Genomic DNA, 24,559 nt, shown 5'->3' with positions numbered 1-24,559 from the left:
GGTGTGCTGTGCGGTCGGTGGGGCTGGGGTTCACGGTGCGCGGCGGCCCGCGCCGGCCAGGAGGCCGGTCAGCCGTCTGGCCCACCACAGGACGCGGGGCGCCCAGTTCCGCCGTTCGGGCGGGGCGGTCTCGTCGTGGAACCGCACGTAGGTGACGACTTGGTTCAGGGCCGCGACCGGCTCGGCGATCCGCCAGACCGCCGCGCACCGGGCGGGCGACATCAGGGGTGCCCACCCGGCGAAGCAGCGGGCGAGGGCCCGTGCCCGTTCGGCGGGATCGGCCGCGCTCCGCAGGGCGGGGGCGATGTCCAGGAAGGGGTGGCCGACGGCGGCCTCCGCCCAGTCGAGCAGCGTGATCCGGCCGCCGGCCGGATCGACACCCCAGTTGCCCGGGTGCAGGTCACCGTGGACGAGCGTGTCGCCGGGCGGCAGGGTGGCCAACTCGGCGCACCAGGAGGGAACCCGGCGCAGCGCGTCGGCCCAGCTGCGGGCCTCCCGTGGGGTGAGCGCGTCCGGGAGCGGGGCGTCCGGCCCGAACACGTCCGCCCGTTCGGCCAGGGTCCGCGCTTCCCGCGCGAGTGCGTCCGCGCGGCGGTCCCAGCAGCCGAGCCCGGTCAGCTCCGCCACCCCACCGGGCTCCTCGACCAGCCGGCGCTGGAGCACGGCGAGTTCGCGCAGCGCGTCGCCCCGGGCCCGGTCCGGCAACCCGGTGCCGGGCAGCAGGCGGACACCGCGCGTGCACCAGCCGGGACCGGGCAGGTCCGGGGCCAGCACGGTGGGCACGAGCCCGGGCCGGCGGGCGCCCAGCCGGGCGAGCAGCGGTCCTTCGTGGGCGAGGCAGGGCAGGGACTGTTTGTAGTAGACGGGGCCGTGCGAGGTCGGGCAGCGCAGCACCGCGGACAGGACCCAGTTCTTGACCTCGGTGACCGGGCCGGTGCGGCTGATGCCCTCGTGGGCGAGCGCGGCGTCGACGCGTGCGGTCGCCGCGGTCGCCCAGCCCGGGTGCCGCCACGGCACCGCCTCAGTGCCGGAAGAGACGCTCACCGGTCACGATCCAGCTGATGCCGTGCCGGACGCAGGCCTCGCGCAGCGCTCCGGCGTCGGTGCAGCCGCGGGGGGTCACCAGCTGGGTGACGCCCGTCCGTGCCGCCAGTTCCACCACCTCGACGAACGGGAAGTGGTTGTCGGCCGCCAGGGTGACACCCGTCAGGGGCGGTGTCCGGGACCAGTCCGGTTCGCGCGCGGCGAGCCGCGGATCGCGCAGGACACCGGCCAGCTCGTCGCGCACCGACGGTGTCAGGTCGCCCTCGGCGACACGGGCCCGCCAGACGGCTCGCTGCGCGGCGTCCACGTGGTCCGCGAAGCGCAGGGACAGCACGTCGGGGTGGTGGCGGCGCTGCCAGACCAGCGCGCGGTGCGCCGCGAGACGGGTGCAGTCCAGCCGGTGCTGCTGCCCCATGCCGATGCCGATCGTCTGCCCGCCGACGGCGAACACCATCGAGTTGGACTGGGCCTGCGCGACCGCGAGGACGGCCACCGCGAGGCTGCCCGGGTCGTGGAGGTCGCCGCAGACCGTGTGCAGGCCGCCGGCGAACCCGGCCGCGCCGGGGATCTCCCGGGTGAGCCGCAGCCCGTGCGTCTCCTGGACCTCCAGCCGTACGGGGGGAGTCGCGGGGGCCGGTCCGCGCAGCACGATGAACGTGCCGTCGTTGAACCGGCGCAGCCGGTCGACGACCTCGGGGTCGTAGTTGGGGGCGATCACACCGACGGCGTTGGCGAAGAGGGACGGGTCGACGTCGCCGGTGACCGGGCGGGAGACGGCCACGAAGTCGGCGTACGCGTACTTGGGTGTGGTGCTGCGCGCCCGCAGGACGGCGCGGCCCACCGGGTCGGCCGGCAGCGGGCCCCGGTCGTGGAACTCCTCGGCACCGGGGGCCAGGGGCGTGCCGAGCGCGACACCGGCGGGCGAGGTGTGCTTGGAGGTGGCGCAGGCCGCCTCGCCGGTCTGCCGCTCCAGCCGGTCGGCCAGGTCCCGGGCGAGGAGCGCGTCCAGGACGTTGAGGTACGACGGGACACCGGACAGCAGCTCGAAGGGCGGGTCCGAGACGGTGACCGGCTCGGCGTGCGCCGTCTCGTGGGGGTTCATGCCCCGGGACAGTGTGATCACGACGCCTGCCCCTTCCACGGGCGCACCGGTGCGGCGGACCCGGCCGGGCGCGGCACGGCGCGGACGCCTCCGGTCCGCCGGGCGCCGCGCAGGGTGTCGAGGGTGCCGAGCTGCCAGCCGAGCTGCCACGCCAGTCGGGCACGCCCCGCCGGGCGCACGACCCCCGGGAGGAGTCCGGCCAGCCGGATCCACTGCCGGGCGTGCTCCGCCCGGCCGACCGGGTCGAGCCCCTGGCCGGCGAACTTCTCCCGCAGGACGACGGCGTCCCTGGCCTGGAACCGCGCGCGGCGCAGCCGGGCCAGGTGGGTGGTGCGCACAGCGACCGACACCACCGTGGCGGCGACGGCGATGCGCCGGCCCGCCAACTGCGCCCGCCAGGACAGGTCGATGTCGGCGAGCGCGGGCAACTCCTCGTCGAAGCCGCCCAGTTCGTCGAAGAGTTCGCGGGTCGTCCCCATCAGGCCGCCGGGTACGTTCGGCAGGAACAGACTCGGCGTCAGCACGTCGCAGAGCTGGTCGGGCGGGGTGCTGCGCAGTACCCGCGGGGAGTTGAGCCGCCGGTAGTCGATGTCGGCGGTGACCATGCCGGCCTCGTCCAGTGCCGCCGCCATGGCGTCCAGGTAGCCGTCAGCCACCTCGTCGTCGGCGTCGAGGAAGAGCAGCAGGCGCGCGTCCGACGCCCGGGCGCCGGCGTTGCGGGCGGCGCCGGTGCCGCGTCGCGGGTGGTGGGCGACGATCCGCACGGCGGGCAGGGCGTCGCGGTACCGGTCGACCGCGCCGGACAGGTCGTCGCGGGAGCCGTCGTCGACGACGACCACCTCCCAGTCGTACCGGGTCCGCTGGCGGGCCAGGGCCGCGAGCTGCCCGCCCACCAGATGGGCCGCGTCGTGGCAGGGGATGATGACGGCGATGTCCTTCACGGCTGCCCCAGCAGCTGCGGCGCGGGCGCCAGCCGGCCGTCGATGGTGTCGAGGAGTTCCGCCAGCCTGGCGTCGTCGTGCGCGCCGGCGGTGTTGCGGAAGACGTGCACGGGCGGCAGGTAGGGCGGCGGGTCCTCCAGCAGCAGCGCGCGATAGACGCCGCTCACCTGGTCGAGGGTGTAGCTGTTCTCGTAGTGGCGGATGCTCTTGGCGCGGGTGACCACGCGGTGCGCGGCCTCGTCGACCGGCACGTCGAGATAGATGATCAGGTCGGGGAAGCGGGTGCCGGCGGCGTGGTGGCGGTCCAGGGTCTCGCGGGCCGGTATCCCGTACAGCGCCTCCAGATAGGCCGCGTCGCTGAAGACGTACCGGTCGGAGAGCACGGTGCGGTGCTCCAGCAGGTCGCCGATGGCCCGGGCCTGGAGCCGCTTGTCGCGGAAGTACGCGTCGGCGATCTCGGCGGGGGTGTGCCGGCGCGGCCGGTGCTCCCGCACGTCGATGATCACCCGGGCGGCCCGCGGGTCCAGCCAGGAGTGCTGCCCGATCCGGGACAGCGGGCGCCCCGTGCCACGGACGTGGCGGGCGATGAGCCGTGCGGTGGTCGTCTTGCCGGATCCGTCGATGCCCTCGAGGGCGAGGAAGCGGTGTGGGCTGGTGGGCAGCAAGGGGTTCTCCGTACCTGCGAGCGATGGACAGGGAAGAGCGCGGGCGCCGGGCTCAGGGCACCCCGGGCGCGGTGGCCGCCGGTGGCCGGGCCGCGGGTACGCCGGCCAGGCCTTCCGCCCAGGCGAAGGCCGACTCCATCACCTGGGACATCGACGAGTACGTCCAGGAGCCGTAGCGGCCGAGGGCCGTCAGCCCCCGCTCCGCCAGGAAGCCGAGGGCGCGTTCGGTGACGGCCTGGGCGGCGGGTGTGAAGACGACGTAGCCCGGGTCGGCGTGGAACACGCGCGAGGCGACGACCTCGCCGCCGTCCAGCATCCCCACCGCGCGCACGCCCCGCAGGACCCGCGCGGTGAGTTCGGCGTCGGTCACGGCCGGCTCCCCGGAGCGTTCGACGACCTCGGCGAGCACCCCCCACCCGTCGGCCGGGGCCATGGCCGGGTCGAACTCGGTCATGAACACCAGGCGGGTGAAGGGCACGTCCGGGCGCGTGTAGTAGCGCCAGTGGCCGGTGCCCTCGGGGCGCGGGCCGCGCACCGCGAGCGCCACCGACCGGACCCGGTTGCGCGGCAGCTCGCGGCAGGCGGCGACCAGGTCGGCCGGGGCTGAGCCGCACCGCTCGACCGTGGCCGGCAGCGGCAGGGTGGACAGGCACTCCCGGGTGTAGTGGAAGCGGACCGGCCCCTCGGGCGTCCGCGCCCGGACCAGGCGCCGCTCCGGGTCGATGTGCTCCACGGTGTGCCGCAGCCGCAGGTCGGCGACCCGGCCCGCCAGCGCCTCGGAGAGCACCTCCATGCCCCGCCGGCCGGGGCCGGCCGGCCGGGGATACCAGCCGCGGGCGTTGTAGGGCGCGGTCACCGGCCGGGCAGGATCGGCGCCGCGCTCGACGTCCGCCAGGCCGGGCCGGGTGAGGTTCCAGTGGAAGCCGGAGGCGGACAGCTGGTGCAGCGGGCGCCGCCACAGCTTGGCGTTGTAGGGGAAGAAGAACAGGTCGCACAGGGTGCGTCCGAACGCGTTGAGCAGCAGTTCCTCGTAGTCGGCGGCGTCCCGGCGGTCTGTCCGCGCGGCCTCGGCGAAGTCGGCGAGGCAGGCGGCGCGGGCCTCCGGTTCGAGTCCCGCCAGGTGCAGCTGGACCGGGAAGCGGGTGGTGCCGGCGGCCGTCTCCACCCAGGCGACCGGGGGGCAGGGCCGGAGCGTCTCGCCGAGCATCCCGCGGATCCGCTCCTCCACGGAGGGGTGACTGAAGTAGAGCAGGTGGATGACGTGGTCGAACCAGTACGCGCCCACCCGCTCGGTGCGGACCAGTCCGCCGGGACGGGGCTCGGCCTCCAGCACCGTGGCCCGGTCGCCGAGCAGCGAGCCGGCCGCGAGGCCGGCGAGGCCGCCGCCGAGGATCAGCACCTCGGTCTCGACGATCTCGTCGCGGCCGTGCGGCCGTTCGGGAGTGGGGTGGGACATCGCGGGCGACCTCACATCGGTGCGCGGAGTCGGGTCGGGGCCAGGGGAGCGGGCCGTGCGGGTGGCCGGAGGCCGGCCACCCGCCGGCGGTGCACCAGGGCGACGATCAGGCGTCGGCCTGGGCGGCCTGCTCGTCCACGTGCTGCCACGGCTTCACCGAGACCGCGGACGAGTGGGCGGTCTCCGTGGCGCCGACCGTCTCCAGGTCGTAGGACTTGACCGCGTCGACGAACGCCTCGAATTCCAGCTCGTTACCCTCGGACATGTTCCACCTCTTTCATAGATGTGCGAGATGTGCGGGAGGGTCGAATTCCCCGCCTGCCGAAAAAGCTAGCAGTCCGCGAGAATCCGCCTCAATGAATTCCAGAGGCGGAGATTTCCGATATCCGCAGCCGTGCTTTTCAGAGCTGCACGACGTCCGGGCCCACCGCCCGGCCGCTGGTGTCGAACATCAGTCGGGCGGCGTCGGCGATCGCGGGCAGGTCGTAGTCGAGATGCGGCTGGAGCAGGACGACCAGGTCCGCCTCGGCCACCGCGGCGTCCAGCGCCGCGACCCGCCGCAGAGTGCGCCCGCCGGCCGGCAGCCGGGTCACGTACGGATCGTGGAAGGACAGCTCCGCGCCGAGACCCACCAGGCGTTCGGCTATGGCCAGCGCGGGGGCGCCCCGCCCGTCGGCGACATCGGGTTTGTACGTGGCGCCGAGCAGCAGGATGCGCGCCCCCCGGACGCTGCGCCGGGAGTCGTTGAGCAGGTCGGTGACGCGCCCGACGACATAGTCGGGCATGCGGTTGTTGATGTCCTGGGCCAGCTCGGTCAACCGCAGGGGATGGCCGAGACTGCGGCCCCGGAAGGCCAGGTACCCGGGGTCGACGGGAATGCAGTGGCCGCCGACGCCCGGCCCGGGGCGGAAGGCCTGGAAGCCGAACGGCTTGGTGCCGGCGGCGTCGATGACCTCCCAGACATCGGCCCCCAGGCCGTGGCAGAACACCGCCAGCTCGTTGACCAGGGCGATGTTGACCTGGCGGTAGGTGTTCTCCAGCAGCTTCGCCAGTTCCGCCGCCGCCGGGGTGCTCACCGTCACGACCTTCTGCACGAGCCGGTCGTACAGCGCGGTGGCCGCGGCCGAGCACTCCGCGGTCACACCGCCGACGATCTTGGGGGTGTTGGACAGCCGGAAGGCCTGGTTGCCCGGGTCCGTACGCTCCGGCGAGAAGGCCAGCCGGAAGTCGCGCCCGACGACCCGGCCGTCCACGGCCAGGAGGGGCAGCAGGACGTCCGTCGTCGTCCCGGGGTACGTGGTCGACTCCAGCACCACCAGCGCCCCCGGCCGCAGCCGGGGCGCGATCAGCCGGGCCGCGTCGATGACCGCGGTCAGGTCCGGCACCGAGTCGCGCAGCGGCGTGGGCACGCAGATGGCGATGGCCTCCGCCCGCTCCAGCACCTCCGGATCGCCGGTGGGGTGGAACCCCTGGGCGCGTGCCGCCGCCACCTCGGCGTCGGAGATGTCGTCGACGTAGGAGAGGCCGGCCGCCAGGCGCGCCACCCGCTCCGGGTCCTGGTCGAGACCCGCGACCCGCATACCGGTGCGGGCAGCCTCGACGGCCAGCGGAAGTCCGGCGTAGCCGAGTCCGATGACGACGAGATCGTACGGTCCGGCTGGTCCAGCCATGGCCCGACTCCTTCTCGTGACGGGGAGACGAAGCGTTCTTTTTCGGCTGCCGTAAGGGCGTCCGGCCCTCAGGCTTACCGGACCGCGCGGGCCGGCGGCGACTTCCTTGCGGATATACGAACCCGGTCCGGGCCGGATTTACGGAAATACGCAGGGACGCGCTCCCCGGAAGGGGCGGAGCCAGATAATTCGCCAGGGAATCACGCGTACCGAACGGGCGAGCACGGGAGGTTTCTTGAACACCGAGACGAAAGCGGCGCCGGCCGGCACCGGGGCCGCTCCCCCGCCGTGCCGGATTCTGGGTTTCCGTGACCGGCACCCGAATGTCATGCCCGATGTCGCCGGGTTCCTGGCCCGCTGGGACAGCCCCGGCACCGCCCGGCGCCCGGCCCGGCTGCACCGCAGCGAGGCGGGCAACATCAACACCGTCGGGCTTCCGGGAATCCACGAGGCCGAGGATCTCGACCCGGCGCACCCCGACTGGCGGGCGGCCATCGAGGACGGTGTGTGGCCGCTGGTGCGCACCCTGACCTCCGACGGCTGGGCGCTGACGACGTACGACAGCTGCCAGGGACACGCCTACCGGGACCCGGCGCTGCCCCCGGCCCAGCGGCGGGTCGGGGTGCTGCCGCGCTCCGGCGCGGAACTCCTGGCGGTGGCCGCCGCGTTGTGCCGGGCGGTGTGCGCCGCCGCACCCCTGGTGCCGGCACCCGTCCGGGTGTCGCTCAACCGGTGCCTGCTGACCTGCGGCCGCACCGGCGACGGCCACCCGGTGCTGGATCTGAGCCTGGACCGGGCCCCGGGAGCGGGCTGGGACGCCTACTTCGCCGCGCTGGACGAGGCCACGGCCGCACTCGTGACCTGCCTCGCGACCGAACGGCCCGCGGCGGGCGCCGGGTGCGGCTGCGGTTGAGCCCGCGCGGACGTTCGCGGGGCACGGCTGAGCGCGCCCTCGCCACCACGGCGGGGCGCGCTGCCGCTCGTACCGGCGAGTTGGCGGAGACCGGCGACTTGGCGGAGACCGGCAACTCGGTTGAGGCCCGCGACTTGGTCGAGACCGGCAACTCGGTTGAGGCCTGCGACTTGGTCCAGACCGGCGACTCGGCCGTGACCGGCGACTTGGCGGAGACCGGGAACTCGGCCGCGACCGACGACTCGGTTGAGGCGGGACCGACTCGGCCCACACCCACATGCCGGCCCGGAGCCACCGGGCGCCCCACAGCCACCGGCGGGCCCACAGCCACCGGCGGGCCCAGAGCCACCGGCAGACCCAGACCACCAGCGACCCAGAGCCACCGGCCGGTTCAGACCGACAGTCGGCCCAGAGCCACCGGCAGACCCATAGCCACCAGCTGACCCAGACCACCAGCGACCCAGAGCCACCGGCCGGTTCAGACCGACAGTCGGCCCCGAGCCACCGGCAGACCCATAGCCACCAGCTGACCCAGACCACCAGCGCCCCAGACCCACCGGCCCGCTCACACCGACAGGTCCAGCGTGCCGGCTCGGCGGGCGGGCACCGCTACCAGCCAGCGGAACGTGCCGAACGCGGCGAGCAGCCAGATCAGGCCGGTCAGCAGGGCCAGCGTGGCGGGCCACAGCGGTGCCGTCCAGCCGGCGCCCTCGTTGACCAGGCGCAGCGCGCGCAGGGTGTGGGTGAGCGGCACCGCCTGGGCGGCCCAGCGCACCGGGGCGGGCCAGTAGCCGAGGGGCACCTGGACGCCGCAGAACGCCATCATCGCCAGATAGGCGCAGTTGGACACCACGTTCCGCAGGCGGGGCACGCTCAGCACGATCATGGCCAGGAACAGGCCGACGCAGTAGGTGGCCAGCGCGGTGAGCGCCACCAGGGCCACCACGCCCGGCACCTGCGCCGGGCGCCAGGTCACCCCGAACAGCGGCCCCAGCCCGAACAGCGCCACCAGGGAGGTGGCCACCCCGCTGGCGGGCCAGTGCAGGCTGCGGCCGACGAAGACCCAGACGGGGTCGGCGGGGCCGGCGATCAGCAGGGACAGCGTTCCGGCCCGCCGCTCCCCACTGGTGCTCGCCACCACCGCCATGGTGTCGACGACACAGGTCATCAGCGCGTTGCCCAGGGCGAGATAGCGCACCGTCGCCGGGTCGCCGAGGGCACGGCCGAGGCCGGTGAAGAAGACCACCTGGGCGAGCATCCGGCCGAGCCAGCCGAACAGCCAGCTGCGCCAGCTGTAGGTGGCGCGGAAGTCGGCCAGGGCGTTGAGCAGGCCGTAGCGCACGAGCAGCGGGGCGGTGGGATACGGGGAACGGGACGGCGTGGCGGCCGGTGACGGCGAGGGAGGTGGGGCGTACGACGAAGACAGGGACATGCGGACTCTCACAGCTCTCTCAGGTGTGGCTCAGCGTGCCGGTCCTGCGGACCCGCCGGAGTACGGCCGCCAGCAGCAGGGCTCCGGTGACGTAACCGAGCAGTCCGAGGACCGCCACGGCCGTGATGCGCAGCAGCGGCTGGTGCATGGCCGGAGCCGCCAGGCCGTCCCGCAGCAGGTCGGCGCTCCAGCTGAGGAAGATCACCCGGCCGGCGGGGCGGAGCCACTCGGGAAGCGTGGTGACCGGCACGAGCACACCGCTGAGCAGGAACACCGGGTAGTTGAGCGTGTTCTGCACGATGCGGGCGGACGGCAGCAGCACGAACAGCGGCGACAGGATGCTCGCGGTCGCCGCCATGGCCGCCGCGGTGGCCAGCATTCCGGCGGCCAGGGCGAACGGGTGCGGTACGGCGATCCAGCGGCCGAAGAAGAGGCCCGCCGTCAGCCACGCCTCCAGCATGGTCGAGGTGCCGAGCAGGCTGACCGCGCAGATCCGGCCGACGATCACCGCGGAGAGCCGGCCGGGGGCCGCGATCAGGCTCTCCAGCGTGCCCTGGTTGCGTTCGTCGGTGATCAGCTCGCCGGCGATGCCCAGGGCGAGCGCCCACTGTCCCATCAGGGTGGGGGCGACGATCGCGTAGGGCGCGATGTCGTGGCGGCCGGCGTGGTCCGCGATGGACAGGAAGACCGCGGTGAACAGGGGCGCGGTGCACCAGACCTGGAGGGTGCCCGGGGAGCGGGGCGCGAGCCTCAGCTGGAAGCGCAGGGAGGCCAGGAACAGGTTCACGAGGAGACCGCCATGCCGCGTCCGCCGACGAGACGGAGATAGACCTCCTCCAGACCCGGCGGCGCGGTCGTCACCCGGTGCACTCCGGCCCCGGCCAGCAGGGCCAGCACCTTCGCCGCGGCCGTGGAGTCGCGCGTCTGCGCCTCCAGCCGGCCGGTGCCGGGGTCGTGGCGGACCTCGACCACGCCGACGACCGCCTCCAGCGCCGGTACGAGGCCGGCCGGCACGTCCTCGGCCACGATCCGCTCGTATCCGGACAGCAGACGGCCGATGGCGGCCGGGTTCTCGGTCACCACCGGCCGTCCCCGGTCGATGAGGGTGACCCGGTCGCACACCGCGGCGGCCTCCGCCATGTCGTGCGTCGTCAGCAGGACGGTACGCCGCTCGGCCCGCAACTCGGCGACGAGCGCGCGGAAGTCGAGCGCGGCGACCGGGTCCATGCCGACCGTTGGCTCGTCGAGGATCAGCACGCGCGGGTCGCCGATGAGGCCCCGGGCGAGGTGCAGGCGCTGTTTCATGCCCCGGGAGAAGGTGTCGACCCGCGACGCCGCCCGCTCCGCGAGGCCCACCCGGTCCAGCAGTTCTTCCGTCCGGGCCCGCAGCGGCCGGCCGCGAAGCCCGTACATCGCGCCCCAGAACCGCAGGTTGTGCCGGGCGTCGAGCCGGCCGTACAGGCCGCGGTCCCCGCCGAAGACCAGCCCGATGGAGCGGCGTACGGCCCGGGCGTCGCGCACCACGTCGTGGCCGAGGACGGTGGCCCTGCCCGCTGTCGGCTCCAGCACGGTGGTGAGAATCCGGCACAGCGTGGTCTTGCCGGCGCCGTTGGGGCCGAGCAGTCCGTGCACCTCGCCCGTTCCCACGGTCAGGCTCAGCCCGCGCAGGGCGTGCACCTCCTTCGCCGCGCCGCCACGCCGGTCGGTGTAGGACCGGGTGAGATCCTCCATGACGATCGCGTCCATCGCCGTCGCCTCCTGACGCCTCTCCTCGTCGCCCGTCACGGAACGGCCCGTCATCGCGGACTCAGTACGGCCCGTAGTCGCGGACCCCGTACGGCCCGTCGTCGCGGACTCCGCACGGCCCGTCGTCGCGGACTTCGTACGGCCCCTCACAGCGGGCTCTCCCAGAAGCAGTGGTCGACGGACCAGCCGGCGCGGAGCAGGCCTCGCAGGACCGTCTCCGCCCGCCGGCCCTCCGCCGGTTCGTGGGGATGCACCACGTGGCCGCAGAGCTTGCGGCCACCGACCGCCTCCGCGACGGCGGCCACCAGTGCCGCCGTGGCCGCGCTCCGGTGCTCCACGGGGTCGATGAGGATGTCCACGAGTTCGGCGAACGCCTCACCGGTGACCTCGTCCCGTTCCCCGGTCAGCACGGTGCCGTGCCCCACCGGCTCGCCGGCGACCTGGGCGATGAACGACCGCCTGGCGGGGTTCGCCATGATCGCCGCGATGCCGGCGTGCCCGGGGTCGACCTCGTGTCCGGGGTAGGCGTTGCGGAAGGCCTGGACCAGCCAGGCGTGCACGCGGGGGTCGTCGGCGGGGGTGGCGGGGCGCACGGTCACCGCCGTACCGGCCGGGACGGGGGTGGTGCCGCCGTGGCGGACGTAGGTCAGCCGGGGCCGCCACGGTCCGGCCGGCCGGACGTCCCCGGCCGACCGCAGCAGCACCGAGGTGGCCCCGGGGTGCCGCTCGCGCAGCCGGCGGCGCAGCGTGGCGAGCGCCAGGGCGTCGCCGGTCAGCCGCGGGTCGCAGTACTCGACGAGCACCTGCGGAAGGCCGCTGATGGGATCGTCGCAGCGGTCGGCGACGTAGGCGAGTCCGCGCACCTCGTCCGCCAGCCCGGCCCGCCGGGCCCGGTCGAGGTAGTGTTCGACGGCGTTCACCGGGGCTCCGGGCGGACCACGGCCCGGAAGCCGTCGAGGACCTGCGCCGCGGCCTGCCGCAGGTCCTCGCCGGACACCCCGGCGAGGAACTCCACCTCGGCGGCCGGCGACCAGGCGGCCGGGCCGCCGCTGCGCATCGCGAGGAACCGAGCGCACTCCAGCGGGTTGTCGACGGAGGTCAGGATGCGCATCTGCGCCTGGCGGCGGGCCGAGGCCAGGTCGTCCGGCTTGGGGCCGTCGGCCGCTATCTCCTCCAGCGCGGTGCGGATGACCCGCAGGGCGTCGGGACCGTTGCCGGGCTCGACGCCCGCCAGCACCCGCCAGGCGCCGGTCTCGCCGTAGCCGCGGTTCCACGCCTGGAAGGCGTAGGCGAGCCCGGCCTCCCCGCGCAGCCGGCGGTAGAGCAGTGAGGAGGGGCTGGAACCGAGCAGCTGCGCGAGGACGTTGAAGTGCGGGCGGCGCGGATCGTGGTTCGGCACCGAGCGGCCGCCCGCGCACATCCAGGCGAACTCGTCGGGCCAGGCGGGCGGTTCGGGTGTGCTGGAGGCGGGCAGCGGGAGCGGCGCGGGCGCGGCGGTGCCGATCGTCGCCAGGACGTCCCGGTCGATACCGGCGACCAGCGGGTTGATCGCCTCGGGGACGCGCGGTCCGACGACGATGGCGGTCAGGGACGCCGGCAGCAGCCGCTGCGCGTGTCCGGCGGCGACGGCCGCCACGTCCATCCTCTCCACGTCCGTCGCCGTGCCGCCGACCGGGCGGCCCAGGGGGTGGTCGGGGAAGAGGTGGGCGAGGAAGGCGTCCTGCACCACGTCGCCGGGGTCGGCCGCGGCGGTGGCGAGTTCCCGGAAGACGGCACGCTTCTCCTGCGCCAGGGTCTTTTCGCCCAGGCGGGGCTGGAGCACCGCCTGGTACAGCAGGCCCGTGATCTCCTCGGCGTCGTCGGCGTGCACCCGGGCGTGGAACAGCATCCGGTCCAGGCCGGTCTCCGCGTTCGCGTAGCCGCCGAGCCGCTCGACGTACTCGCTGAACGACGGCACGGCGCCCACCGGCGCCGACATCAGCACGTGTTCCAGTACGTGGGCCAGACCGCACTCCCCGACCGGGTCGTGCCGGGAGCCGTACGTGGACGCCAGACACACGGTCGTGGTGCTCAGCCGCTCGTCGACGAGCGCGATGACGGGTACCGGGCCTTCCACCCTGCCGAACTCGTACACAGCAAACCCTCCTTGACAAAGTCGTCGCGTCTCTTACGTGCGCCGGCGCGAAGAGGAATGCCGCCACCCGGAGGTGGCGGCATCCGGTGTTCCTCCGCTTTTTCAGCGGTCCTGCGGCTTCACCTTGTCCAGACGCGGACGCAGGATCGAGGCGTGGTTCGCCATGGTGTACCTCCTCAGGAGTGGACGGAATCCGACGGCAGTGACCGTAGCCAGCCCGAATCGGCGACAGCAACAGGCATTTCTGCATTCCGCAGCCGAATTCTCCGCGGCCTCTCCCGGACGGCGGCGCACTGCTGATTCCGGAAATCCACTCTGCCGTTTACGGAAAAAGCCGGCCGCCGCCGAATCGGCCGCCGTTAGGCTCCGCTCGTCCCTGCTTCGACGCGTCCCCACGGGAGTGGACTTGCGGTTGTCAATGGAGACGGTGCGCGCGGTGCTCGGCGTCGCCGAGGACATACGGCTGGGCCTCGTCCTGGAGCGGGCGGGCCGCCGGGAGCACCGGCTGAGCGGCACGGTGTGCTCGCTGGCGGCGGTGGACGGCGCGCGGCTCGGCCGGCTCGGCGAGGCCCTGCTGGCCGCCGAGCACGCCCGGCGCGAGGAGTACGGCCGCCTGGCGGATCTGGCGCGCGGGTGCGGGCGGGCGGAGGTGCTCAAGGGCGCCGCTCTGGAGCGGCTGTATCCGCAGGGTGTCCTCAGGTCGAGCCGGGACGTGGACCTGCTGATGCCCGACGAGGACGCGCTGTGGCGGGCGGTCGCGGCCGTCGCCGCCTCCCGCCCGGTGGACGAGGCCCGGGTGAGCATGATCGAGAGCCCGGGCCGCAGGGACTGGGCGGTGGCCCTCAACTGGCCCTCGCCCGAGTCCGATCTGGACCACCCGTACGCGGTGGAGTTCTTCACGGCCGCGTTCGTCGGTGACCACGCGACGGTCCCGGTCCGTCCCGGCCGCCCGGACGATCCGCTCCTCGCCGGGCTGCTGCTGATCGCCGAGGAACTCTTCCAACAGCCGCCGCGCGGCCGTGATCTGGTCGACACGGCGCTGCTCCTGGCCGCTCTGCCGGAGACGGAGCGCGGCGCACTGCGCAGGGCCGCACGGGACTGGTCGCTGGCACCCGAGCTGCACCAGCTCGCCGAACGGGTCTGCGGCATCCCCCGGTTGTCGACGCCGGCCGCGCGCTGGGCGGCCGCCGAGCTGGCGGACGAGGCGGAACGGGAGCGGGCCAGGCGCGCGGCCGTGGCGTCCGCACCCGACGGCTGCGGCACCGAGGTGCGCTACGGCCTCTTCCTCGGAGAGGCGTTGCGCGGTGTCCCGGCACGGGTCGAGGAATCCCCCGGGCTGACCGTGCTGCGCTGCCCGGTCGGCGGTTTCCTGCTGGTGGACGACCTCCTCGTACCGCGCGAACTGGCCGACGCCGCCCTGGCCCGTTATCCGGAAGCGGTCCTGCCGGACTGAGAAACCCGACCGTCATCGAGACACAGGAGCAGATCCCATGAGCGAAGCCCCCGTCCTGGGCCAATGGGTCGGCGACACCGACGTCTTCTTCGAGAAGTACTGGCGCCGCCTGCCGCAGCGCTTCACCCCGGAGGGCGGAGCGTCGAGTCCCTTCGCGCTGACCGACGTCGACCAGGCCCTGGCCAGTGGGTTCTTCCGCGAGCCGTACATCGAGATGTGGGCCGACGACAACCGGCTGCCCGCCCGCAAGTTCACGGCCTCCCGGACCGTCGCCCGTGCCGAACCGGACGGCTTCGCCGATCCGGCGAAGATCCGCGCCCTGCTCGACGCGGGGGCGACCCTGCTGCTGCGCTGCATCGACCAGTGGCACGCGCCGACCCGTGCCCTGCTGCGCGCGCTCGCCGGCGAACTGGGGCTGGCCGCCGAGGCGTTCTACTTCGTCACGCCCGCCGGACACGCGGGGCTGCCGCTGCACCGTGACGACGCCGACGTCCTCGTCGTCCAGGTCGCGGGCAGCAAGAGCTGGAGCGTGCACGAGGGACCGGCAGACGGCCACTGGCACGCGGGCCGGGTGGCCGGCCACGAGCCGCAGCCGGCCGAGGTGCTGACGACCGTCACACACCCCGGTGACGTCCTGTACATCCCGCGCGGCTTCGCCCACCGCGCCCACGGTCAGGACGGGCTGTCCGCGCACTTCTCGCTGACGGTCCGGGAGATCGGTGTGGCCGACCTGTCCTCCGGTCTCCAGCGGCTCGCCCTCGGCGACACCGGGAGCGCGCTGCCGCCGCTGCCGGTCACGGAGGAGGCGATCACGGCCGCCGCGACGGCCCTGCTGGAGGAGGCGCGCCGGCGCCTGGCCGCCATGGACCCGCAGGACCTGGTGGCGTGGGCGCGGCAGGCCCGCCTCGACGCGATGCCGACGCCTCCGGCGGACCTCTCCCTGACGGACCTGGCGGCTTCGCTCACCGCGTGACGCCACCCTGACCGCCCGAACCCTGACCCGCTCGAATCGCCGGACGACAGGCGCCCCGGACCGCCCCGGCGCAACCGCGCCCCGCACAACCCGACCGGACCCACCGCTCCGCGACGACACCGGACCGGTACGACCTCCGCCCCCGCGACAGCGTCGACGGGGGCGGAGCCGCCTCTCGTCACCCGCCGACCGGGACCGGGATGCCGGCCGGGCGGGGGCGGCCGTCGCGGATCGTCCACAGACGCAGGGGGCCCGGGGCGGCGGTGGCCGGGGCAGGGCTCTGTTCGGTGGCCGCGGCGGTGGCCCGGCCCAGTGGGGTGCACGTGTCGAAGGCGCGCTGGTTCAGCGTCCGGGCCTCGGCCCGCGCGACGGCGTCCGCAGGTATCCGGCCGCCCATGGCCTCGCACACCTCCCGCAGCCGTGCGACGAGACGGCCGGCCTCCGCCCGCTCGGGGCGCCAGCACCAGACGTCCACCGCCCGGCCGGAGTTGTCGATGGTGGTACGGCCCAGCAGCGGGACGCCCAGGGCGGCGGCGGCCGCCACCACCGGACCCGACTCGCCGAGCAGGGCGTCCACCCGCGGGTGGCGGGCGGTGCGGGACCGGGCGTGGGTCACGGCCACCAGGCCGTCCAGTGCCGGGAGCGTCAGCGGCTGCCCGGTACGCGGCGCGGGACGGGCCGGCGGCGGCACGGGCCGGTGCGGGACCAGGTCCGCGACGGCGTCGGTCAGCCCGGCGAGGGACGCGGGCGGACCGGCCACGGCGAGCACGGCGTTGCCGGGGTGGTAGCCGAGGCCGACCAGCCGCCGGACGTCCGCCGCCGTCACGGCGGCCACGTCCGTGACGAAGGTCCGGGCCACCGCGTCCGATCCGGGCTCGCCCGCCGGATCGGCCGCGGCGAGCAGTCCTCCCGCACGCAGCAGGGGGCTCGCGTCCATCCGGGCCGTCTCCAGGGTGACCGCGGCGCGCTCCGCCTCCAGCACCGTGGTCGGGCAGTCGTACGGCGCGAGGACGCGCAGCAGCAGCGCGGCCATGTCCGCCGCGTTGTCCGGTGTGGCGGTGGCGCGGAACACGGTCCGGGCGTTGTCGGTCTCGGCGAGGATCGGCGTCCGCGCCTCACCGGGACGGCGCGTGGCGGCGATCTGGACGTGCTCGGCCAGATGGGCGGTGCCGGGCGGGGCGGGAAGGTCGTCACGCGAGCCGCACTCCACGCTCAGGCACGCGGCGGCCGAGTGGGCCCACGGCAGGGGGTGCAGGACGACGCGGAGTCCGTGGACCCGCGTCATGGTGGCCGGCGTGGTGTCGGGGGCGGTGCGGTACGTCGTCACAGGGCGGGTGCTTTCGTGAGCCGGGCGGCCTGCTCGTCGCTCAGCCGGCCCGCGGCGGGGCCGACCACCGCGACGGCCGGCGGCGCCGCGAACGGGCGCAGGACGGGCGGGACCTGGAGGGTGCGCAGCGCGGCGGCGAGCCGGGCCGGCGAGGTGTCCCCGGCCACGGCCGCGGCCGCTTCGTCGACGGCCGCGTAGGGATCGTCGAGGAGCATGGTGACCCGGGCCAGGCAGCGGTCCCTGGCCGCGTCGAACTCCTGGGCGGGGATAATCTCGCGCAGCGTGCGCAGCAGGGTCGCGCGCAGCAGCCCGGCGACCCGGGGAACGTCCGCCGGGCGGACGGCCGCGGTGACGGCCACGGACGGACGGCCGTCGTCCTGTCCCGACCAGTACCCGGCGGAGTATCCGTACGCGAGGGTGTCCTCGCCGCCGCGCAGCACGTCGTAGAGGCGGCCTTCGGGCCCGGAGCCCAGCACCTCGACCAGCACTTCCAGCGCTCCGGGCGGCGCCTCGGCCAGGGGCATCCGCACGGACAGCCGCGCCGCGCCGCCCGGCAGGTCCTGGTGCACGTAACCGCCGCGCCAGGTGCGGACGAGGACGGGGTGCGGGGCCTCGGGAGCGGCGGGTCCGGCCGGCGGGGCAGGTACGGCAGGAGGGGTGGGGGCGACCGGCGCGGTGGAGGCGGCGAGGGCTGGGGGCGCGGCGGGTCCGGCGGACGCGGCAGGCGGGGTTGGAAGGTCGCGGCCGGGGCCGGCCGTGACGACGGTCCGGCGGGCCACGACGGTCTCGATCTCGGCGCGGACGACATCGGCGGGGATCGACACGACCGTCTCCGGTGTGCCGAGGGCGTCCGCTCCGGGCTCGCCGAAGGCGGCCTGCCGGGACGCCTGGTTCAGCAGGACCAGGACGTCCTGTGCACGGCGGGCGGCCAGGGCCGCCTGCGCCGTGGCCGCGGCCCGGACCCGGTCGTCGCCGGGCAGGACGACGGCGTGCGTGGTGAAAGCCTCACCGGCCGCGTGGACATCCTCGTGCCGCGACCAGTACGCGAACGAGGAACGGCGGGGCCGCAGCCGATGGCGGGTGAGCCACCCTTCGCGCCGGGCCAGCGCGGCGGCACCACCGCTGCGCGGGTCGGCGAGCAGCCGGGCGACGAGGGCGGCCAGTCCCGCATGCGCGGCGGGGTCGTCATCGTGCCCTCGCGGCAGATCGACGACCACCGCGTGCCCCGGCCCGCCCAACGGCAGTGGTTCGCTCCGGTACGGACCCGCGCCCGGGACGCCGTCGCCCCCCACGCGCCCGGACCCGCGGAGCGGCAGTGGTTCGGTGGGGCGGGGGGCCGACGGGTGGGCGCTCATGGTCACTGTCCTGACGGGGCGGTGGCGGGGTCGAAGGCACGGTCGGCGGGGCGGGCGCCCTCGGGGGAGGTCGGTCGCGCCGCACGGTGGGCGAACGGTGCGGCGGCGCCAGCGGCCAGCACCCCGCACACGGACACCGCCACCGGCGTGTAGGAGGCGAGCAGGGCTCCCGCGGTCAGCGCGACCAGTTGCGCGCACGTGGTGAGCATGCGCCGGAAGGCCATGACCCGGCCGCGGACGGCGTTCGGGGCGCGCAACTGGCACAGCAGCACGGGGCCGATGCCGTAGGCGAACTGGTGGACACTGATGACGATTCCGGCCAGGGCGACGGCGGGCCAGAGCGCGTGGCCGACGAGCCACACGGCGGCCAGCCCCACGGGCGCGGAGGCCAGAGAGCTCCACCACAGCAGGCGCGCCGGGGACAGCGCGTCGCGGGCCCGGGCCATCAGCGCCGTCACGGCGATCCACCCCAGGCCGGTGCCGACGCCGAACACGCCCACCAGCGAGCCGGGGTGGTGCTGTCCGAGGTGGACGGCCAGCTGTTCGGTCACCGCGCCGAAGAAGAGGTAGACGGCGGCCTCGGCGATCAGCGCGTCGCGCAGCACGGTGTCCTCGCGGACGGCGCGCACGCCGCCGAGCAGCGCCGCGAGGCCGGTGTGCGGGAGGGGCTCGTGGTGCGCGGCGGGCAGGGGCGTCATGCAGATCGCCGCGACGACGAAGGTCAGGCCGTTGAGCAGCAGGACCCATTCGATGCCGAACGCCGTCAGCGCGGCGGTGCCGATCAGCGGACCGAGGGTCATGGCGAGACCGGTCGTGGCGTCCAGCAGGGAGTTGGCGGTCAGCAGCCGGCTTCGCGGGATGGCGTCCGGGAGGAGGCTGGACAGCGCCGGAACCCGGGCCACGGCCAGGGCCTGGAGGACGAACAGCAGCAGGAGCAGCAGCGTGACCTCGCGGTGCCGGACCGCGCCGATCATGCCGGCGACGACCGCGGCGGCGGCCAGGTCGGTGACGATGACGACCCGGCGCCGGTCGAAGCGGTCGGCGATGAGCCCGGCGAAGGGCGAGATCAGCAGCTTCGGCAGATGGAACACGGCGAAGGAGACCACCGCGGCCAGCGCGGAACCGGTGGTCCGCTGCACCCACAGGGGCAGCGCGAGGAACTGGAGATAGCCGCCGAGGGTGGACAGGCTGCGTCCGAACCAGAAGGTCCAGAAGACGGAGCCGAGCGCTTCCCGGTGGGCGGCGCCGGCGGCCGGCGCTGATGCGGTCATGCCGCGTCCTCCTCCTGTCGTCCGGCCGGCTCCGCCGCGGCGAGGGCCAGTTGGGCCTTCGTACGCCGGGCGCGCGGACGCGTCAGCCAGTGGTCCATGTCGGTGGCGAGGCCGCCCAGTGCCCGCAGCGCGTTCGGCGCGGAGGAGTTGACCTCGATCTCCACACACGCGTACTCGCCCAGTACGGTGCGTCCGTCCTCGGGCGCCCGGAAGGTCACCAGGTCCACGCTGGAGGCGACCTCCACCCCGTCGGCGGTGCGCCCGAGGCTCTTGGTACGCCGCTGTGTCGCCACGGCCACGACGCCCAGCGGACCCTCGGCCAGCCGGTTGCGCCGGACGTGTCCGACCGGCAGCAGCGAGCTGTCGTCCAGCGCCCGTGGCACCTGGTCCGGTGTGATCCGGGAGGCGAGTTCGAGTCCGTCCCGCCAGGCGTGCACACGGATGGCCTGCTTGAAGGTCAGCCAGCACACGTCGGCGGCGGCTCCCGTGTTGACGACGGCGCCCAGGGTGTGCCCCGCCCGGATGAGGGACCGGGCGGCGTCGTCGACGTAGAGCGTGGAGGAGACGAAGGACAGGGGCCGGCGCAACGGCGTCAACCGGGTGTGCAACGGTCCGCCGAGCAGCAGGTTCTCCGGTCCGGACCGGTAGACCTCCAGCGGGAGCTCCCACTTGCACTCGTGCTCGACCCCGACGAGTTCCCGCAGGTCCTGCGGTTGTGCGGGGGGTTCCGGCGGCTTCGTCATCGTGTGGCGTCCACTCGGTTCGCGGCCCGCGGGCCGGGCTGCGGTTCGGGCAGGGTGAAGATGTCCACGTCACCGGGAGCGACGGGGAAGACCCGCTCCACGACCGTGCGCAGCACGGGCGCGCAGGCCGGTGGGGGAAGGAAGTGGCCGGACTTGAGGTTGGCCACGACCATGCAGTCGTGCGCGTCGCCCAGGAGCACCAGCTCACCCGCGGCCCGCACACGCAGCCGCTCGGGCACGAGCATGGGATGGACCACTCGTGCGCCCTGCCGGCGGCGGTCGGGTGTACGGCCGAAGACCGTCTCGGCGAGCGTGAACGGCTCGGGCCAGACCAGCAGGCGGTCCCGGTCGTCCACCACGTAGATGTGGGTGCTGCCCGGGGACAGCGCCGCGAAGGCGTCCGCGGCGCTCGTCACGTGCAGCACGTCGGGCCGGCGGTCGTCGAGGAGCGACGCGTACATCCGGTCGAATGCCGGCCGGTCGTACTCGATCAGCGGGGGGTCGGCGTGGATCAGGCGTCGGCGGTCGCGTCCGGCGGACACGATGCCGCCGTGGTCGTAGCGGCGCTGTATCTCCCGGGCCAGCGCCCCGACGCGTGCGCCGACCTCGCGGGCGGCGCGGTTCTCCAGGAGCACGGTCCGCAGGGACAGCAGCTCCTCGTAGAGCAGGAAGACCACGGCCTGGCTGTCGGGGCCGTACCGCTGGGCCAGCTGCGCGCGGACCTGTGCGTACCGAGCGAGCAGCGGGTGCTGCGTGCTGCCTGCCATGGCTCGTTCCTCCGGTCGTTCGCGTCCTGTCCGCGGGACGACGCCGGCCGGGGCCGGACGACGTCCCGCGGACACGTGACGCAGGAGCGGTGGGATCAGAACTCGCCGTGCTCACCCGGGCTGGCCAGCGCCTGGGTCATGGCGAGGGCCTCCTGGCCGTCCACGGTGGCGTCGATGGCGCGCAGGTTCTCGACGATGGTCTCGACGCGGAGCAGTTCGGACGCGGTGACAGCGTTCATGATGAAGCCTCGTTCCAGGATTCGGTGGATGGATGTCGTGCCGTTCTCGGGTTTCTCCCTCGGCGGCACGTCATCACTCTCCCCGGGCCGCAACGGCGGGGAAAGCCACGTGAATTCGGTAACTCCGGAACGGGTACCGGGGATTCGCGACTCCGCCGGCCGCCGAATGCGATGAATGATCCCGTCCATGGACCTGGAATTCGTGCGCGCGGTGGACAAGGCACTGGACGGACGCGAGGGACGGCGGCTCGGCCTGGACTTCACGCGGGGTTCCCTCCCGCCGCCATGGGGGGCGCGGCTCCTGACGGTGGACCGGCTGATGGACATGCTGACGTATCGCACGATGACCCGGACCGGTCAGGTCCTGGTCCTCCAGCAGGGGTCCTTCCTCCCGCCGAAGCGCTTCATGACCTCGCGGACCACCCGTGGCGAGGAACTGGAGATGGTCGACACCCACCGTCTGGGGCTGCTGTTGCGGGAGGGCTGCCAGGTCGTGGTGGGCGGCATCGAGAAGATCGACCCGGTGTTCGACATCGCGTGCCGCGCGCTCCAGTGGCTGACCGGCGCCCGCGTCTACGCGACGGCGTTCCTCGCCACCGGTGAGGCGGGCGGCTTCAATCTGCACGTGGACACCTCCGACTCGCTCGTCCTGCAACTGGAGGGGACGAAGAGCTGGCAGGTGCGGGGCGAGTCCATGAAGGCGCCGCTGAACGAGGTGCGCCGGTCGGCCGAGCCGAGCGAGGAGATCCTCTGGGAGGGCACCCTCGGTCCGGGTGAGGCCATGAGCGTGCCGCGTGGCTACTGGCACACCGCGACCCGGTCCGACCAGGGCGCGGGGGGCTACTCGCTGCACGTGACCTTCGGAGTGGTCCGGCGCACCGGTGTCGACTGGCTGCGGGCCCTGACCGAACTGGCCTGCAACCTGGAGGTGTTCCGGCGCGACCTGACGGACGACAGGGACGAGGACGAGGCCGTCGCCGCCGCGCTGTCGTTGCTCGCGCGGACCTACCCGCCCACCCATTTCCTCCAGGCGCGCACCGCGTACTCCGACCGTGGCGGCATCGGCTGGCGGGAGACCCAGCACCCGTACACCGCCGGTGCGTTCGGGCCGGTCGCCGAGGTGGTGTGTCTGACGGACTTCCCGCCGCATCTGACGGCCGGCGGCGGCAACGCCGTGGTGACCGTGAACGGCCGGCGTCTGACGTTCCCCGCCGAGGCTCTGCCCGCGCTGAGGCTGCTGGTGTCGGGCCGGCCGGTGGCGGTGGAGGAGGTGTCCCGGACGACCGGTGTGGACGCCGCCGAGCTGGTCCGCCCCCTGCTGGACGCGCACTTCTGCACCGAGGTGACCGGGGCGCTGGCGGGGGCCTTCGCGGCCCTGGACGGGCAGCCCGGCACCGGGGTGTCGTAGCTCCGGGCACGAGACCGGGCAGGCCACGGCTCCCCCGGTCCGGACGGCCCCCGGACGGAGGGCGGCCGGTGCCGGACTGGCATCCGCCGCCCGGGCTGTGATCTCGTGGGAACCTTCCCCTATCCGAGGAGGGGCCCATGGCCGTCCGCGACTGTGTCTTCTGCGCCATCGTGCGCGGCGAGGCCGAGGCCAGCACCGTCCACGAGGACGACACGACCGTGGCCTTCATGGACCTCCAGCCGGTCACCCCCGGTCATCTGCTGGTCGTGCCCAAGGCGCACGCGCCCGGCCTCGAAGAACTCCCGGAGCCCCTGGGCGCCCACATGTGGACGGTGGCGCACCGGCTCGCCCGCGCGCTGCGCCGTTCGGACCTGCGCTGTGACGGCGTCAACCTCTTCCTGGCCGACGGCGAGGCCGCGTTCCAGGAGGTCTTCCACACCCATCTGCACGTCTTCCCGCGCTTCGCCGGTGACGGCTTCCGGATCGACGCGGACTGGCGCGTGCGGGAGCGCGGCGAACTCGACCGCGGCGCGGCCGCGGTCCGCGCCGGCCTCCTGGCGCTCGACGCACCCGGCTCCGGGCCGACACGGGCGCCGACCGCCTGACACAGCCACAGCCCGCGGCCGACACGGGCGCCGACCCCGTGACCGGTCGCGCCACGGCCCGCCCGCCGGCCGGCGCCCCCGTCCGCTACGGCGTCATCCGCGCGCGTCAGGTACGGCCGAGCCGCTCCTGGGCGTCGTGCAGCGGGGGAGCGGCCGGCGCCCAGGTCGCCCGGTGCACCGGCCAGCCGCCGTCCAGCAGTTCGCTCACCACCCGGGGGTCGTCGTCCACGACGACGGCGACGGGCCGGTGCAGGGCCAACTCCGCCAGTCTCCGGGCCTTGAGGAGGCTCGCCGGCCGGTCGTCGCCGTCGGGCCGCATGACCAGGTGCTCGTGCGGCAGCCGGTGGCGGGCCAGCCACGCGGTGGTGAGGTCCCGTATCCGCTCCGGGCGGCCCGTCAGCCACACCAGGGTGTGGTCCGCGCTGTACTCGGCCACCAGCTCGACCCCCTCGGCGAGGGGCAGGTCTCCCTCTGCCGCGGCGAAGAAGGCCTCCCAGTCGGGGATGGGCTGGTACAGATGCGCCACTCGGTGGCGCACGTCGGCGACGACACCGTCGATGTCGAAGACCGCCCACGGTCGTGGTGGTGTCGGTCGGGTCATAGGGACTCCCCTGGTTGTCGGAGAACGCGTTCCGGGGCCGGGCGGACCGTCCGCACCGGCCGGCGGGAATGTGGAATGCCGTCCCGGGACCTCCCACGGCACGGCCCGCCGACGGCCGCTCGGGGACACGAGGGCACGGGCACGGCGGTACGCGCCGTGCGGGCCGGAGGCACCGAAGGGGTGCCCCCGGCCCGCACGGAACGGTCGGAACGGGACGGCGGTGAGGACGGGAGGCTCAGGGACGGGACGCCGACGCTGACCGGCGACCCGCGAGACGCCGGACGACGCCCCCCGGCCCGCGAGAAGCCGCCCGGCACCCTGCGAATCCGCGAGAAGCCGCCCCGGCACCCCGCAGGGGGCAGCCCTGCGCACAGTGCCGTCGGACGGGCGTTCGCGGCTCCCGCGGGAGTAGGCGACCCGCGCGAGCAGACCCTCGTACCGCCGGGCACGTTCCGCGCGCACCGGCGGTACGGGCTGACGTACCACCGCGTGTCCCCCACGACGGTGACCGGATTCTCGTTCCCGTGACCGTGGCCGTGGTGCTCTGGCCTTACGTGCCGACGGGTGCCGGCGGACAGCCACCCGCCCGGGCGGCCGAGCCTAGGCACCGCCCCGCGCGGCCCTCAAGTCACGTGTTCCCGCGACACGGTGGGCGACCGGCGCCGGGCGCGGCTGTCCCGTGATCCCGGGACTGCCGGCGGGCAGGCCGCGTTG

Annotated in this window: 25 protein-coding genes; 6 read left to right on the top strand and 19 right to left on the bottom strand. The window is 74.5% G+C overall.

Annotation, left to right across the window (positions count from 1 at the left end):
* Window positions 1-30 precede the first annotated feature (30 nt).
* From ACZ4WH_RS09735 to ACZ4WH_RS09705, 7 genes are all read right to left on the bottom strand, one after another.
* Window positions 31-1,044: a phosphotransferase family protein gene (locus tag ACZ4WH_RS09735; RefSeq protein ID WP_468178427.1), complete on the bottom strand. Its 1,014-nt coding sequence runs from the start codon at window positions 1,042-1,044 to the stop codon at window positions 31-33.
* Window positions 1,022-2,167, bottom strand: coding sequence for a hypothetical protein (locus ACZ4WH_RS09730; RefSeq protein WP_468178425.1), 1,146 nt, complete (start codon window positions 2,165-2,167; stop codon window positions 1,022-1,024). The genes ACZ4WH_RS09735 and ACZ4WH_RS09730 overlap by 23 nt, the downstream gene beginning before the upstream one ends.
* Window positions 2,164-3,087 carry a glycosyltransferase family 2 protein gene (locus ACZ4WH_RS09725; RefSeq protein WP_468178424.1) on the bottom strand — a complete coding sequence of 308 codons (924 nt, stop codon included), beginning with the start codon at window positions 3,085-3,087 and terminating at the stop codon, window positions 2,164-2,166. Before ACZ4WH_RS09725 ends, ACZ4WH_RS09730 begins: the two co-directional genes overlap by 4 nt.
* Window positions 3,084-3,752: an AAA family ATPase gene (locus ACZ4WH_RS09720; RefSeq protein ID WP_468178422.1), complete on the bottom strand. Its 669-nt coding sequence runs from the start codon at window positions 3,750-3,752 to the stop codon at window positions 3,084-3,086. Before ACZ4WH_RS09720 ends, ACZ4WH_RS09725 begins: the two co-directional genes overlap by 4 nt.
* Window positions 3,753-3,804: 52 nt before the next feature.
* A complete protein-coding gene (locus tag ACZ4WH_RS09715) occupies window positions 3,805-5,208 on the bottom strand; it encodes a protoporphyrinogen/coproporphyrinogen oxidase (RefSeq protein ID WP_468178420.1) in 1,404 nt (467 codons plus the stop codon).
* A gap of 106 nt (window positions 5,209-5,314) precedes the next feature.
* A complete protein-coding gene (locus ACZ4WH_RS09710; protein ID WP_468178418.1) occupies window positions 5,315-5,473 on the bottom strand; it encodes a hypothetical protein in 159 nt (52 codons plus the stop codon).
* Window positions 5,474-5,609: 136 nt separating this feature from the next.
* Window positions 5,610-6,878 (bottom strand): nucleotide sugar dehydrogenase, encoded by a 1,269-nt coding sequence (locus tag ACZ4WH_RS09705; protein ID WP_468178416.1) that lies wholly within the window; start codon window positions 6,876-6,878, stop codon window positions 5,610-5,612.
* A gap of 328 nt (window positions 6,879-7,206) precedes the next feature.
* On the opposite strand from ACZ4WH_RS09705, the gene ACZ4WH_RS09700 reads away from it, so the two are divergent.
* On the top strand, window positions 7,207-7,791 hold the full coding sequence (locus ACZ4WH_RS09700; RefSeq protein WP_468178414.1) for a hypothetical protein: 585 nt from the start codon (window positions 7,207-7,209) through the stop codon (window positions 7,789-7,791).
* 565 nt (window positions 7,792-8,356) lie between these two features.
* Here the strand turns inward: ACZ4WH_RS09700 and ACZ4WH_RS09695 are convergent.
* The 5 genes from ACZ4WH_RS09695 to ACZ4WH_RS09675 all read right to left on the bottom strand — a co-directional run bounded on the left by ACZ4WH_RS09695 (window position 8,357) and on the right by ACZ4WH_RS09675 (window position 13,103).
* Window positions 8,357-9,223 (bottom strand): ABC transporter permease, encoded by an 867-nt coding sequence (locus tag ACZ4WH_RS09695; protein WP_468178413.1) that lies wholly within the window; start codon window positions 9,221-9,223, stop codon window positions 8,357-8,359.
* A gap of 19 nt (window positions 9,224-9,242) precedes the next feature.
* Window positions 9,243-10,010: an ABC transporter permease gene (locus ACZ4WH_RS09690; protein ID WP_468178411.1), complete on the bottom strand. Its 768-nt coding sequence runs from the start codon at window positions 10,008-10,010 to the stop codon at window positions 9,243-9,245.
* A complete protein-coding gene (locus ACZ4WH_RS09685; RefSeq protein ID WP_468178409.1) occupies window positions 10,007-11,023 on the bottom strand; it encodes an ABC transporter ATP-binding protein in 1,017 nt (338 codons plus the stop codon). Before ACZ4WH_RS09685 ends, ACZ4WH_RS09690 begins: the two co-directional genes overlap by 4 nt.
* A gap of 92 nt (window positions 11,024-11,115) precedes the next feature.
* Window positions 11,116-11,889: a hypothetical protein gene (locus ACZ4WH_RS09680; RefSeq protein WP_468178407.1), complete on the bottom strand. Its 774-nt coding sequence runs from the start codon at window positions 11,887-11,889 to the stop codon at window positions 11,116-11,118.
* The gene (locus tag ACZ4WH_RS09675; RefSeq protein WP_468178405.1) at window positions 11,886-13,103 is read right to left on the bottom strand and encodes a M16 family metallopeptidase; all 1,218 of its coding nucleotides are present in this window, start codon (window positions 13,101-13,103) and stop codon (window positions 11,886-11,888) included. The genes ACZ4WH_RS09680 and ACZ4WH_RS09675 overlap by 4 nt, the downstream gene beginning before the upstream one ends.
* Window positions 13,104-13,509: 406 nt before the next feature.
* Here ACZ4WH_RS09675 and ACZ4WH_RS09670 point away from each other — a divergent pair, with 406 nt between their 5' ends.
* Both ACZ4WH_RS09670 and ACZ4WH_RS09665 read left to right on the top strand, forming a co-directional pair.
* Window positions 13,510-14,556, top strand: a complete 1,047-nt coding sequence (locus ACZ4WH_RS09670; RefSeq protein ID WP_468178403.1) for a hypothetical protein — start codon at window positions 13,510-13,512, stop codon at window positions 14,554-14,556.
* 37 nt (window positions 14,557-14,593) lie between these two features.
* On the top strand, window positions 14,594-15,529 hold the full coding sequence (locus tag ACZ4WH_RS09665; RefSeq protein WP_468178401.1) for a JmjC domain-containing protein: 936 nt from the start codon (window positions 14,594-14,596) through the stop codon (window positions 15,527-15,529).
* Between the two features lie 178 nt (window positions 15,530-15,707).
* Here the strand turns inward: ACZ4WH_RS09665 and ACZ4WH_RS09660 are convergent, their stop codons facing one another.
* The 6 genes from ACZ4WH_RS09660 to ACZ4WH_RS09635 all read right to left on the bottom strand — a co-directional run bounded on the left by ACZ4WH_RS09660 (window position 15,708) and on the right by ACZ4WH_RS09635 (window position 21,231).
* On the bottom strand, window positions 15,708-16,856 hold the full coding sequence (locus ACZ4WH_RS09660; protein WP_468178399.1) for an insulinase family protein: 1,149 nt from the start codon (window positions 16,854-16,856) through the stop codon (window positions 15,708-15,710).
* On the bottom strand, window positions 16,853-18,211 hold the full coding sequence (locus tag ACZ4WH_RS09655; RefSeq protein ID WP_468178397.1) for an insulinase family protein: 1,359 nt from the start codon (window positions 18,209-18,211) through the stop codon (window positions 16,853-16,855). Before ACZ4WH_RS09655 ends, ACZ4WH_RS09660 begins: the two co-directional genes overlap by 4 nt.
* Before the next feature lie 2 nt (window positions 18,212-18,213).
* A complete protein-coding gene (locus ACZ4WH_RS09650; RefSeq protein WP_468178395.1) occupies window positions 18,214-19,482 on the bottom strand; it encodes an MFS transporter in 1,269 nt (422 codons plus the stop codon).
* The gene (locus ACZ4WH_RS09645; RefSeq protein ID WP_468178393.1) at window positions 19,479-20,225 is read right to left on the bottom strand and encodes a hypothetical protein; all 747 of its coding nucleotides are present in this window, start codon (window positions 20,223-20,225) and stop codon (window positions 19,479-19,481) included. The genes ACZ4WH_RS09650 and ACZ4WH_RS09645 overlap by 4 nt, the downstream gene beginning before the upstream one ends.
* The gene (locus ACZ4WH_RS09640) at window positions 20,222-20,992 is read right to left on the bottom strand and encodes a hypothetical protein (RefSeq protein WP_468178391.1); all 771 of its coding nucleotides are present in this window, start codon (window positions 20,990-20,992) and stop codon (window positions 20,222-20,224) included. The genes ACZ4WH_RS09645 and ACZ4WH_RS09640 overlap by 4 nt, the downstream gene beginning before the upstream one ends.
* A gap of 95 nt (window positions 20,993-21,087) precedes the next feature.
* A complete protein-coding gene (locus ACZ4WH_RS09635) occupies window positions 21,088-21,231 on the bottom strand; it encodes a hypothetical protein (RefSeq protein ID WP_165951710.1) in 144 nt (47 codons plus the stop codon).
* Between the two features lie 187 nt (window positions 21,232-21,418).
* On the opposite strand from ACZ4WH_RS09635, the gene ACZ4WH_RS09630 reads away from it, so the two are divergent.
* Together ACZ4WH_RS09630 and ACZ4WH_RS09625 are read left to right on the top strand one after the other, a co-directional pair.
* Entirely contained in the window at window positions 21,419-22,639 is a 1,221-nt protein-coding gene (locus ACZ4WH_RS09630) for a JmjC domain-containing protein (protein ID WP_468178388.1), read from the top strand.
* A 137-nt stretch (window positions 22,640-22,776) separates the two neighbouring features.
* Window positions 22,777-23,244 (top strand): HIT family protein, encoded by a 468-nt coding sequence (locus tag ACZ4WH_RS09625; RefSeq protein ID WP_468178386.1) that lies wholly within the window; start codon window positions 22,777-22,779, stop codon window positions 23,242-23,244.
* Between the two features lie 106 nt (window positions 23,245-23,350).
* Here ACZ4WH_RS09625 and ACZ4WH_RS09620 read toward each other — a convergent pair whose 3' ends face one another.
* Window positions 23,351-23,845 carry a phosphatase domain-containing protein gene (locus ACZ4WH_RS09620; RefSeq protein ID WP_468178384.1) on the bottom strand — a complete coding sequence of 165 codons (495 nt, stop codon included), beginning with the start codon at window positions 23,843-23,845 and terminating at the stop codon, window positions 23,351-23,353.
* Window positions 23,846-23,920: 75 nt separating this feature from the next.
* Here ACZ4WH_RS09620 and ACZ4WH_RS09615 point away from each other — a divergent pair, with 75 nt between their 5' ends.
* A complete protein-coding gene (locus tag ACZ4WH_RS09615; RefSeq protein ID WP_468178382.1) occupies window positions 23,921-24,373 on the top strand; it encodes a hypothetical protein in 453 nt (150 codons plus the stop codon).
* The last annotated feature ends 186 nt before the right edge of the window (window positions 24,374-24,559 follow it).

The organism is Streptomyces sp. NPDC029138 (assembly GCF_055564375.1).
This window is presented reverse-complemented; position numbering and strand designations above follow the sequence as displayed.